The 11,754-nt window shown below is 65.1% G+C and carries 12 protein-coding genes; 3 read left to right on the top strand and 9 right to left on the bottom strand.

What is annotated here, in order from left to right:
- Nucleotides 1-767, top strand: a 767-nt coding sequence (locus B8784_RS13060) for an amidase family protein (RefSeq protein ID WP_267889988.1), incomplete at its 5' end; no start/stop codon positions are given.
- Nucleotides 768-771: 4 nt separating this feature from the next.
- The gene (locus B8784_RS13055; RefSeq protein ID WP_084398388.1) at nucleotides 772-1,170 is read left to right on the top strand and encodes a GFA family protein; all 399 of its coding nucleotides are present in this window, start codon (nucleotides 772-774) and stop codon (nucleotides 1,168-1,170) included.
- Here the strand turns inward: B8784_RS13055 and B8784_RS13050 are convergent.
- From B8784_RS13050 to B8784_RS13010, 9 genes are all read right to left on the bottom strand, one after another.
- Nucleotides 1,167-1,730 (bottom strand): periplasmic heavy metal sensor, encoded by a 564-nt coding sequence (locus B8784_RS13050; protein WP_084398387.1) that lies wholly within the window; start codon nucleotides 1,728-1,730, stop codon nucleotides 1,167-1,169. The two genes, B8784_RS13055 and B8784_RS13050, sit on opposite strands and share 4 nt — an antisense overlap.
- Complete coding sequence (locus B8784_RS13045; protein ID WP_084398386.1) at nucleotides 1,727-2,191, bottom strand: hypothetical protein; 465 nt, start codon at nucleotides 2,189-2,191, stop codon at nucleotides 1,727-1,729. The genes B8784_RS13050 and B8784_RS13045 overlap by 4 nt, the downstream gene beginning before the upstream one ends.
- Nucleotides 2,192-2,200: 9 nt before the next feature.
- Nucleotides 2,201-2,743, bottom strand: a complete 543-nt coding sequence (locus B8784_RS13040; RefSeq protein ID WP_084398385.1) for a sigma-70 family RNA polymerase sigma factor — start codon at nucleotides 2,741-2,743, stop codon at nucleotides 2,201-2,203.
- Between the two features lie 78 nt (nucleotides 2,744-2,821).
- Nucleotides 2,822-3,307, bottom strand: coding sequence for an EF-hand domain-containing protein (locus tag B8784_RS13035; RefSeq protein WP_233356126.1), 486 nt, complete (start codon nucleotides 3,305-3,307; stop codon nucleotides 2,822-2,824).
- A 45-nt stretch (nucleotides 3,308-3,352) separates the two neighbouring features.
- A complete protein-coding gene (locus tag B8784_RS13030) occupies nucleotides 3,353-6,082 on the bottom strand; it encodes a bifunctional [glutamine synthetase] adenylyltransferase/[glutamine synthetase]-adenylyl-L-tyrosine phosphorylase (protein WP_084398384.1) in 2,730 nt (909 codons plus the stop codon).
- An 11-nt stretch (nucleotides 6,083-6,093) separates the two neighbouring features.
- On the bottom strand, nucleotides 6,094-7,524 hold the full coding sequence (locus B8784_RS13025) for a sensor histidine kinase (RefSeq protein ID WP_084398383.1): 1,431 nt from the start codon (nucleotides 7,522-7,524) through the stop codon (nucleotides 6,094-6,096).
- Nucleotides 7,521-8,195 carry a response regulator transcription factor gene (locus B8784_RS13020; protein ID WP_084398390.1) on the bottom strand — a complete coding sequence of 225 codons (675 nt, stop codon included), beginning with the start codon at nucleotides 8,193-8,195 and terminating at the stop codon, nucleotides 7,521-7,523. Before B8784_RS13020 ends, B8784_RS13025 begins: the two co-directional genes overlap by 4 nt.
- Nucleotides 8,196-8,215: 20 nt before the next feature.
- Nucleotides 8,216-9,757, bottom strand: a complete 1,542-nt coding sequence (locus tag B8784_RS13015; protein ID WP_084398389.1) for a Do family serine endopeptidase — start codon at nucleotides 9,755-9,757, stop codon at nucleotides 8,216-8,218.
- 113 nt (nucleotides 9,758-9,870) lie between these two features.
- Nucleotides 9,871-10,959: a bifunctional alpha/beta hydrolase/OsmC family protein gene (locus B8784_RS13010; protein WP_084398382.1), complete on the bottom strand. Its 1,089-nt coding sequence runs from the start codon at nucleotides 10,957-10,959 to the stop codon at nucleotides 9,871-9,873.
- 28 nt (nucleotides 10,960-10,987) lie between these two features.
- Here B8784_RS13010 and B8784_RS13005 point away from each other — a divergent pair.
- Nucleotides 10,988-11,754, top strand: a protein-coding gene (locus B8784_RS13005; RefSeq protein ID WP_143435309.1) for an IS5 family transposase whose coding sequence is annotated in 2 segments (ribosomal slippage) — nucleotides 10,988-11,315 and nucleotides 11,315-11,754 — 768 coding nt in all. Because the reading frame shifts where the segments join, the coding sequence is not laid out codon by codon here.

The following is an 11,754-nucleotide window of genomic DNA, read 5'->3' as shown; positions in this document are numbered from 1 at the left end:
TGGACGCCACCCATGGCCAGGAACCCGGCGCGCGCTATGTCGCCCCGGCGCCGGAGACAGGCTTCCTCGCCGCCGCCCAGCGCGACCCGAAACCGCTGAAGATTGCGCTCTGGAGGAGCGCGCCCAATGGCGTGACACCGGACGCGGAAGCCGCTGCCGGGCTCGAGGCCACGGGCAAGCTGCTCGCCTCGCTCGGCCATCATGTCGACGCGGGTGGGCCGACGCTCGATGGCGAGGCGCTCGGCAAGGGCATGATGATGATGGTCTCCTCCTTCATGGCCATGGTCGCCGATGAGCGCGAGCAGGCGCTGGGCCGCAAGACAGGACCGGAGGATTTCGAACCGGTGTCGCTGCGCTTCATCGAGCTTGGCCGCACCATCCCGATGGCCGAGCTGGTGCGCACGAATAATGCCTTCCAGGAGGCCGCCTATGCCTTCGAGACCTTCATGGACGCGGGCGGCTATGACCTCATCCTCGCCCCAACGCTCGCAAGGCCACCGGTCGAGTTGGGCGTGCTCAGCCTCGATCCGGCCGATTTCGATGCCTATGGCGAGGCAGTGACGGGCTTTGCGCCCTGGTGTCCCATCTTCAACCAGACCGGTTGGCCGGCCATTTCGCTGCCGCTGCACTGGACGGGAGACGGCCTGCCGCTGGGCATGATGTTCGGCGCCCGGCTCGGGCGTGAGGACCTGCTCTATGCGCTGGCTGGACAGATCGAACGCGCTGCGCCATGGACAGGCCGGAAACCGCCGATCTGGTTTGGATGAATTTATGGACGAGACACTGACGACACAGGCCGGAGGCTGTCACTGCGGCGCCGTGCGCTTCGAAGTCGACCTGCCCGCACATGTCGAGGTGGAGGATTGCAACTGCTCGATCTGCGCGATGAGCGGCAATGACCACATCATCGTACCTGCCAGCCGCTTCCGCCTGACGCGTGGCGAGGGCATGCTGACGGAATACCGCTTCAATACAGGCGCGGCCCGCCACCTCTTCTGCAGCCTGTGCGGCATCAAGAGCTTCTACGTGCCGCGCTCCAATCCGGACGGCTATGCCGTGACCTGGCGCTGCCTCGACAATTGGGAGCAGCTTGATGCCGAGGTCTCTGATTTCGACGGTCAGAACTGGGAGGCCAATGCCGCCCGGCTGGCCCACAAGTCGAAGGACTAGCGCGGCCGTCCGCCGTCCGGCGACCCGGCCTTGTCTTTCTCCGGCTTGCGGTCCTGACGGCGGCGTTCGCGCCAGCGCTCCCGGCGCGCCTCGATCTCTTCCAGCCGCGCGACCAGCGCATCACGCTGATCCTGGGTGAGGCTCTCGAACTGATCCGACAGGGCCGACTGGAAGCGGGCTTTCAGCGCATCATCGGCGGCGCGCATGTCGGCGAAGGCGGCATCGACGGCGGCCTGGTCGAACGGCCGCGCGGCCAGCGCTTTCGTCAGCGCATCCCGGGCCTCGTGCTTGGCCTGCCAGAGGTCGCGGGACTTGCGGAAGGTCTCACGGAAGGTCTCGCGCATTTCATCCTGGGTTTCCTCCGGCACGACGCTTTCCAGCCCGCGGGCCAGCATGAATTCCTCACCGCCGCCACGCGGACCACCCCGCCGGCCATCGTCGCCGTCGCGGGCGGGCTTGCCGAGCGAATTGCCGAGCACGAGCCCCAGCAGCAGCGCGTTCGCGACGAGAGAGATCACGAGCGCGACCGCCAGTGGGGAAAGAGACTTCAAACGGCTCATCCGTCGACCTCCTGCATGTAGGCTTCCAGCCCGTCATAGCCGAGGGCGGAATAGACGACCGCTTCCTCATCGGTCTGGAAACCATCGTCCGCGGTGGCTGGCGCGGTCGCGACCCCCGCCATGAGCCCCATCATCAAAGCGGCAAGCGTGGCGCCCGCCGGCCAGCGCAGGCCGTTCGGGAAAAGGATGGTCTTCAGCCGAGCCCCAAGACCCGCACCGCGCGCAGGGCTTTGGGCCGGCGCGTCGGCCAGGATACGCTCGGCCAGGCCCGAAGGGGCGTCCGGCATCGTGTCGGCGGCAAAGGCATGGTCCAGCTGGCGGGCGGCCTCAAGCGCGCCCTCGAAACGGGCAGGATAAGCCTTGAGCCGGGCCAGCGCGGCCTCACGCTCGGCCTCCGGCCAGCTCATCGGGTCGGCGCCATAGGCGTCGATCAGCTCCAGCAGGCGTTCATCTGTCATCATTCTCGTCCTTCATGCCTCCTGCGCCTCTGCCAGCGTCTGCCGCAGCTTTCGCCGCGCCCGGCCAAGCAGGCTCTCAAGCGCCTCGACGCTGATGCCCATCGCCTCGGCGGCTTCCATATTTCCCATCCCTTCAAAGGCGCACAGCGTGAGCGCCTCTCTCTGGCGGTCCGGCAGGCTGTCGACCAGCGCGGTGATCCGCTCGCCAGCCTGTTTCTGGTCCAGCGCCTGGTCGGGCCGCATCGCCGGATCGGTCTGTTCCGGCAGCTCGTCGACCAGGACCGGGCGTTTCTTCTTCAGCCGGTCGCGGCAGAGATTGATCGCGACCGTACAGGCCCAGGTGGAGAACTTCGCCCGGTCTTCCCAGTCCGGCAGCATCTTCCAGGCGCGCAGGAAGGTTTCCTGGGTCACGTCTTCGGCCTCCTGCCGGTCTCTGAGCAGGCGAAAGGCCACACGCCAGACGACCGGCATGTGGCGATTGACGAGCGCGGCCTGGGCCATCCGGTCCCCGGCCGCCGCGCGTGCGATCTGGTCTCTTTCGCTGATTCCTGCCACCCGGTCACAATAGCGGCGCCGGCGCGGGACGCGAGGGAGGAAAACGCATTATCCCGCGCCGGCATGCCAGGACCTGCCCTATTGGTCGTCCGGACCGGCATCAGGTCCGCGATGGTGGCGCCAGCCGTGTTTGCCGCGCTTCTCCTTCATCGCCTCGATCTCTTCGGCGGTGATGACGCCGTCATCATCGGCATCGACGCGCTCGAACATGGGCGCGCCGCGATCCTCGAACTCGTCGAGCGAAATGACGCCGTCGCCATTCGTGTCACCGCGTTCGAACATGCGCTGCTTCATGGCTTCCATACGCTTCTGGCGCTGGGCCTCGTGATAGGCGTCCAGCTCTTCCATGGTGAGGCCGCCATCGCCATTGGCATCGGCTTCCTCGAATTTGGAGGCTTTCATGGCCTCGACTTCGGCCTTGGTGATCTGGCCGTCGCCATCGGTGTCGAGTTGCTCGATCATCTGGCCCTTGCCGAAGCCACGATGGTGGTCGGCATAGGCATAGCCGGCGACACCAAGCATGGCGGTTCCGGCAGCGATGGCGGTCAGGGTGAGTTTTCTCATCTCGGGTTCCTTTGTGGTTGCCCCACTGTGTGGAACGACCGCCCGTCAGGAATCCGTCGCCAAGGTCCCGATCTTTTTGCACCGGATACGGGAAATCTCTTCTGTCACAGCGCTGTAGCGCGTCTCGACCTCGTTAAAATCCTCACACCCCGCCGCCAGAGCCAGCCGCGCCTTCAGTCCTTTGGAGAACTGGTCGGCCGTCAGTTCAGAGCCAACAGCCAGGCGCTGGATCTGCTGAATGGACTGAAGAAAGGTAAAGCCTTTCGACAAGGCGGTCGCCTCATCGGCGTCGAGATAGCCCGTCTCGGTCAGCATCTCTATGACCTCGCCCGTGATCGGGGAAACAATTTCGCTGCGGCCCTGGGTGAGCATGCCCTGCTGCAGGATGAATTCGAGATCGATCAGCCCGCCATCGGTGAGCTTGAGGTCCCATTTTCCGCGCGGCGGACGCTCCTTCCAGAGGCGGCGTCGCATGTCGAGAATATCGGCCTTGCGTTCGGCCTCCGGCTTGCCTTGCGCGATCGCGTCGCGGGCGATCTCCAGCATGCGCTCGCCCAGGGCTTCATTGCCGGCGACCGGTCTCAGCCGCGTCAGCGCCATCAGCTCGAACGTCCAGGCGTTCTCGTGCTGGTAGCGGTCGAAGGCACTGATCGCGACGGCGACCGGGCCCGCCCGGCCGGAGGGGCGCAGGCGCATATCGACCTCGTAGAGGCTGCCTTCGGCCGTCTCGGCAGAAATCGCGGTAATCAGGCGTTGGGCGAACTTGGTGAACCAGTGGCCGGCCTCGGCGGCAGCATCGCCCTCGGCCTCGAAGACGATAATGAGGTCGAGATCGGAGCCAGCCGTCATTTCCCGCCCGCCGAGCTTGCCGAGCGCCCCGATGGTCCAGTGGCCTGGCTGCGGGCCGTATTTGCGCGCGGTCTCGATGGCGGCGGCTTCGGCCATCAGCACCGTGCAGGCATCGGCGAGATCGCTCCAGGCAAGCGCGGCCTGCGCGGCCGGCAGGCGCGAATGCAGCAGGCGGTGGCCGATCAGGAAGGCGCGCTCATTCTGCCAGCGGCGAACCTCGTCCATCTGGCTTTCGAAGTCGGCTTCGCGCGAGAGCGCCGGGGGATATTCCTGCCCGGCGGGCGAGACCAGCGCCTCCAGCAGGCCCGGGCGACGCGCCAGCGTCTCCGACAGGCGCGGGGCAATCGCCAGCGTGGTCACCAGGTCCTCGAGCAGCTCGTTTTCAGCCAGCAGCATGGACAGGGTCTGCACGCCGGTACGCAAGCCCTCGAAGAAGCGGCTGAAGCGGGCGAAGGCGGTGTCGGGCTCGCCGGTGCGCCGCATTGCATCGAGCAGGTCCGGCAGGAGCGCAGTCAGCAGGCCGCGCCCGCGGGCCGTCCGCGTCGCCGGTGTCTTGCCCCGGTGCCAATTACTGATCGTGGCGATGACGCGCGAGGGCTCGGAGAAGCCATACTCCTTCAGCGTCTCGACCGTGCCGGGATCATCATCGACGCCAGTAAAGACGAGATTGCCGTGCGCGGCCGTCTCGGTCTTACGCTCCTCCTCGGCGAAGAGGTCGCGATAGTGGCCGCTGACCAGGCTGCGCACGTCGGACAGCCCCTTATCGAAGGCGGCAAGATCCGCCTGCCCGCAGAGCGCGGCGACGCGCGCGCGCATCTCCTCGTCCTTCGGCAGGCTATGGGTCTGCTCGTCCTCGAGCATCTGGATACGATGTTCGACCGCGCGCAGCACATTGTAGGCATCGGTGAGCTCCTCGCCCACCTCGGCGGCCACGGCGCCTGCCGCGACCAGCGCGTCGAGGCTTTTCAGCGTCTTCTTGTGGCGCAGGAAATCATTGCGCCCGCCCATGATGACCTGCTGGGTCTGGACGAAGAATTCGATCTCGCGGATGCCGCCCGGCCCGAGCTTCACGTCCGGCGCCGGATCGCGAAGATCCTTCGCGCCTGCCCTGTCATTGATCATGCGCTTGATCGCCTGCACGTCGGCAATCGCCCAATAGTCCATATGGCGGCGCCAGACAAAGGGCTGCATCATGTCGAGGAAGCGGCTGGCGACCGCCTTGTCGCCTGCGCAGGGGCGCGCCTTGATCCAGACCATGCGCTCCCAGTTCTGGCCGACGCTTTCATAATAGATCTCGGCCATGCTGGTGGAGACCGCCGGCGGCGTCGAGCTCGGATCGGGGCGCAGGCGCAGGTCGGTGCGGAAGACATAGCCCTCGCCGGTCTGCTCCTCGAGGATCCGCATCGCGTCGCGGATGACCCGGCTGGCGGCCTCGCTTGCGCTCATCTCGCCGCCATCGAAGACGTCCGGGTCATAGAAGACCGCCATGTCGATGTCGGAGGAATAGTTGAGCTCGAACGCGCCCATCTTGCCGAGCGCGACGACGAACAGCCCGTCCGGACTGATCCCGCGCTTGCGGAAAGCGACATCGAGCGCGGTCTGGACGGCCTGGTCGGCAAATTCCGTCAGGTGGCCGGTCACGTCCATGACATCGCCTGCCCCCGATAGGTCCATGGCGGCCACGGCGATATGGTTGGCGAGCTTGGCATGGCGCAAGGCGGCCATCGCCTCCTCGACGGTTTCGAGCGAGGCGGCAGCAGCTGCGTCATCCAGAGCCTTCTGCGCCAGATCGGCCGGGCTGTCTGTCTTCAGGGCAGCCACAACCTCCGGCGCCCGCCGGGCGGCCCGGGCGAGATAGGGCGCCTTTTGCGAAGCAAGCTCGAAGGCCTCGTGGGCATCCTGGGAAAGCGGTCTGATTTCAAGCATCAGGACTCGTTCTAGCTGTCCCGTGGCAATGTGAGAACCGCTTTCAGGCCTTTCTGCTCCGGCGACGCATGTGTCCACAGGAGATCGAGGTGTCCCTTGTGCAGCTCGGCCACGGCATCGGCGAGCGCGAGACCGAGGCCGGAACCGCTCTGGGTGCGCGCGCTGTCAAGACGGAAGAAGCGCTGCTTGGCCTTTTCGCGCATCTCTTCGGGGATGCCCGGCCCGTCATCGGCCACCGTGATCACGATGGAATCGGAGGTCCGGCGCGCCGTGAACTGGATGGTGCCGCCTTCGGGCGTGTACTTCACGGCATTGTCGAGCAGGTTGGACACCGCCTGAGCCAGCAGCTCACGGTCGCCCAGGACGACCAGCGGCTTGGCGACCTCGCTCGACAGGTTGAGCCCGGCATCCTCGCAGGCCGGCTCATAAAGCTCGGCCAGTTCAGCGAGCACTTCATAGAGGTCGATCTTGACCATCCGCCCCTCGGAGCCGGCATCGAGGCGCGACAGGCGCAGGATGGCATTGAAAGTCAGCAGGACGCGGTCAACCTCCTCGACCGTGCTGGCGAGTGTCTCGCGCGCGGTCTCGGTATCCATATCGGAGAGCAGCGCGCTTTCCAGCCGGTTTCTCAGACGCGAGAGCGGCGAGCGCAGGTCATGCGCGATCGCATCACCGGAATGGCGGCTGGCGGCCATCAGGCGTTCCAGCTTTTCGAGCATGGTGTTGAGATGGGTGGCCAGCCGGTCGAACTCGTCGCCCGAGCCCTGCACCGGTGCCCGGATGGAGAGATTGCCGGCGACGATTTCCTCGGTCGTGCGCGTCAGCTGTTCGGCGCGCCGCGCGGCATAGCGGGAAATGAAGATGCCGCCGATCAGCGCCAGAAGCACACCGATGGGAGCGGCCGTAGTGACTGCCTGGGTGATTCGCCGCACGATCCGGCCGCGCTCACCGGTTTCGATGGCGACCAGCAGGACATTGCCATTGGTGAGCCGCACGATCCGGCCCTCGGCCTCGGTGACGACCGGTGGCCCCTGGGCCTGGGCATCGCCCTGCCCGTTCTCGCTGCGCGGCATCTCGATGGACAGGCTGACCTGGCTGACCTCGCCCACCGTTTCAGGCGGCGAGACCGGCAGGTAGGGAAAATCGCCGATGATGCGCTCGCCATCAGGCGTTTCCAGCTGATAACGAAAAGGGGCGCCCGGAACGAGCGCCCGCTCAATCACCGACTGTTCGAGGCGTTCAAGCCCCCCCGCATTATAGGCCAGACCCAAGGCCCGCATCTCGGCATCGAGACGCTGGTCGGCTTCGGCTCGCAACGACCCCACCGTCGCCTGATAGAGATAGGCGAGCAACAGGAACGAGAACAGTCCGAACAGGACTGAGTAGACGAGCGCCAGCCGGAAGGTCGAGGTCCGGACAAACGCGAAGGGACCGGATTTCATGCCTGTAGGCAGTAACCCGCACCGCGCACCGTTTGAAGGAGGGGTTCGTCAAAATCCTTGTCGATTTTGGCGCGAAGCCGGGAGACGTGCACGTCGATCACATTGGTCTGGGGGTCGAAATGATAGTCCCACACCTTCTCCAGCAGCATGGTGCGGGTAACGACCTGGCCGGCATGCCGCATCAGGAATTCCAGCAGGCGGAACTCGCGCGGCTGAAGGTCGATCTTCTGGCCTTCCCGCCAGACCTTGCGTTCCAGCAGGTCCATTTCGAGGTCACCCACCTTGAGACGGGTGACCGGCGGCTCTTCCTTCGTCTGACGGCGGCCGAGGGCCTCGACGCGCGCGGCCAGTTCAGCCGGGGCGAAGGGCTTGGCGAGATAGTCATCCGCACCGACCTTCAGGCCTTCGACCCGATTGTCGACATCCGACAGCGCCGACAGGAAGAGAGCCGGCGTCTGCCCGCCCCCATTCCTGTATTCCTCGACCAGTTTCAGCCCGTCCTTTTCCGGAAGCATCCGGTCGACGACGAGCGCGTCGAACGCACCATCGCGGGCCAGGGCCAGACCATTTGCACCGTCATAGGCCGTTTCCACATCGTGGCCGGCTTCGGACAGCACCTTGTTGATGAAATTCGCATGCTCGCGATCATCTTCAATTACCAGGACCCGCATCATGGGACACTCCTCTGCTGTCAGTCGTCTGACTGTTCGCCAATATCGGCGGTAACGAACATGGTGCGTTCGCCGTTCCGCACGGCCAGAAGGAGCTTGTCACGGCCCTTCGACTTCATGTCGCCGATGGCATTTTCGAGATCCTTGACCGAATTGAGCGGCTGGCCGCCGGCTGACAGGAGCGCCATGCCGGGACGGATGCCGATTTCGCCCAGCGCACTGTCGGGCTTGATGTCGCCGACGATCAGGCCGGCCTCATCCTCATCGAGCCCCATCGCGCTGCGGGCCTCGCTGTCGAGCGGACGCAGGCTGACCCCGAGCGGGCCTTCCTCGGCCCCTTCGTTGTCGGCACTCGGCCGGTCGGAATTGGACGAGAGGGTCGCGCTCGGATCAGACGGGCGTTCCCCAACCGTGACGCTGATATTCTGACGCTTGCCGTCACGCAGAACGGTGAACTTGTTGGTCGAACCGACACCGAGGCCGCCGACCATACGGGTCACCGACGTGGCGTCGCCGGCATCCTTTCCATTGACCGACAGGATCACGTCACCACGGCGCAGGCCGGCTTTCTTGGCCGGGCTCTGGTCATTGACGTCTGCGATGATCGCGCCGCGAGCCTTCTCAAGCCCTTGGGCCTCGGCCATGTCCTCTGTCACGTCCTGGATGGTCACGCCAAGCCAGCCACGCGAGACCTTGCCGTCCTTGATGAGGGCGTTGGTGACGCTGACGGCCAGTTCGGCCGGAATGGCGAAACCGATCCCGACGGAACCGCCGGTCGGCGAGAAGATCGCCGTGTTCACACCCACGACGCGGCCCTGAAGGTCGAAGGTCGGGCCGCCGGAGTTGCCACGGTTGATGGCCGCGTCGATCTGCAGGAAGTCAGTGTACGGGCTGTTGCCGCCAAGCTCCCGGCCGTCGGCCGAGAGGATGCCGGCCGTAGCCGTACCGCCAAGACCGAACGGGTTGCCGAGCGCGACGACCCAGTCCCCGCGGCGCAGCTGCTTGCTGGTCTCGAATTCCACATACGGATACGGGCCGGGCTCGCTGACCTTGATCACGGCAATGTCGGTCTGCGGGTCGGTGCCCACGAGGTCGGCCTGAAGTTCACGGCCATCCTCCATCACGACTTCAATTTCGGTCGCATCCTGAACGACGTGATTGTTGGTGACGATGTAGCCTTCATCGGAGATGAAGAAGCCGGAGCCGAGCGAGCGGGCTTCACGGGTGCGCGGCTCTTCCTCGCCATCCTCTTCTTCCTGCTGGCGGTCGCGCATATAATCGTCAAAGCCGGGCAGACCGCGGAAGCGTTCGAAGAACTCTTCCATATTGCCCATGCCGGAGACTTCACGCTCCGAAACAACGTTCACGCTGACGACGGCCGGGCTGACATCTTCAACCAGGTCGGCAAAGCTCATCGGCGCGCCCGCAGGCGGCTCGATCGTGATGGGCTGTTTGGCGTCGGCTTGCTGGAAGGTTTGTGGCGCGTAAACCAGGGCGCCTGTCAGACCGGCGCCGGCAAGTGCGGCGACCAGGGCCTGTCTAGAGATACCAAACGCTTTCATCGTGATCACTCAACCTCCTGATGTGTGTCTTAAGCCCCACAATAGTGGGCCCTATGGCAGCAAAGTGCCAGATTAGATGTGAATTAAACATCATTAAGACATGAGTTGGGCAATCAGGCGTTTTTATTGGATTTTTCGCCTGCTGCGTGAGCGATCTCGGTACGCACCACCACCTCGCCTTCCAGTGTGCGGTGCACCGGGCACTTGTCGGCAATCTCCAGAAGCCGCGCCAGCTGGGTCTCGTCCAGCGCGCCCTCGACTTCGATCGCACGGGTAAACACGTCGACCTTGTCGTCCGGCCCGCAGGTCTCGCAGTCTTCCGCATGCGTCTTTTCATGGCCGAGCCGGACAGTGACCCGCTCCAGCGGCCACTTCTTGTGATCGGCATAGAGGCGCAGCGTCATCGAGGTGCAGGCGCCGAGGCCCGCCGTGACCCAGCCATACGGGTCGGGCCCGGTCTCTGAGCCGCCCATCTTTTCGGGTTCGTCGGCCAGATAGCGCCGCCCCTGGATGTAAACCTCGTTCTGGAAGCGGCTCGCCTCGCCGGTCTCACGCACGATCACGTCATGGGTCTGGTCGATGCGGTCACCGGTCTCGGCCACGCCGCCGAGATAGCGACTGGCCCAGGCAGAGATCACGGTCGCGGCATAGGCGCTGTCGGCCGGATCGCTGAGGAAATGGTCGGCGTCGTCCAGGCTGATGAAGCTCTTCGGGTGACGCGCGGCCTGGAACAGCCCGCTGGCATTCTCGATGCCGACGACATTGTCGGTCGGCGCATGCAGGAAAAGCAGCGGCAGGTCCAGCGCGTGGACCGCTTCGGTCACCTTGGAGGCGTGCACATCCTCGACGAACTGGCGGGTGATCGTGAAGGGCCGCCCGCCCAGCTTCACCTCGGCTTGGCCGGTCTCCTCGATTGCGTCGATGCGGTCAGCGAAATTGCGCAGGACATGGTCGGCGTCCGAGGGGGCATTGATCGTGGCGACGGCCTTTACACCGTCGAGCCGGCCCGCGGCAACGATGACGGCCGCCCCGCCGAGCGAATGGCCGACAAGCAGCCCGACCTGCCGCGTCTCTTCCTTCATCCAGGCGGCTGCCGCCTCAAGATCGGCGACATTGCTGGAGAAGCTCGTCTCGGTGAAGTCGCCATCCGATTCGCCTAGGTTCTGTACCCATAAGCGGGATTCCCATATTGGACGGGTCATGATTCACTTGCCTTGAAGGAGGTGTCTCATGGCCCGTTTTGATTTGAGCGATGCGGAGTGGGCGATCATTGCGCCCTTGTTGCCGAACAAGCCGCGCGGGGTGGCGCGGACCGATGACCGCCGGGTGCTGAACGGCATCTTCTATATTCTGCGGACGGGGTCGCCCTGGCGTGACCTGCCGGAACGCTACGGCCCTTACACGACGGTCTACAACCGCTTCAACAGATGGGCGAAGGCTGGCGTCTGGATCAATGTTTTCAACGCTTTGGCGCAGCAGAGCCCGGAATCCATGGCCTTCATCGACAGTTCTATCATCCGCGCCCACCAGCACGCCGCAGGCGGAAAAAAGGGGGGCCGGATCACGCCATCGGTCTCTCTCGCGGGGGACTGAGCACCAAGATCCATGCCGTGGTCGATGAGGCCGGCCTGCCCATCCGCCTGGCGCTCTCGCCCGGCCAGGCCAGCGACAAGGCCACCGGGGCCGCCCTGATCGCCAGCCTGAGGCAGGCCCGTCATGTCGTCGCCGACCGGGGCTATGACGCCCGTGCCCTGATCGAGCAGATCGAAGCGGCCGGGGCGGAGGCTCACATTCCCACCCAGCGGGACCGCAAAGTCCAGCGCTCAGTCGCAAGGGACATCTACCGCCAGCGCAATCTGGTCGAGCGATACTTCAACAAACTCAAGCACTTCAGACGATGCGCAACACGCTTCGACAAGCTCGCAAGGAACTTCCTCGCAGCCATCGCCCTCGCCTCAACGCGACTCTGGACCAGGGTTTATGAGTCCACAACCTAG

Origin of the sequence: Henriciella aquimarina, from assembly GCF_002088975.1 — a bacterium.
Lineage (GTDB): Bacteria > Pseudomonadota > Alphaproteobacteria > Caulobacterales > Hyphomonadaceae > Henriciella > Henriciella aquimarina.
This window is presented reverse-complemented; position numbering and strand designations above follow the sequence as displayed.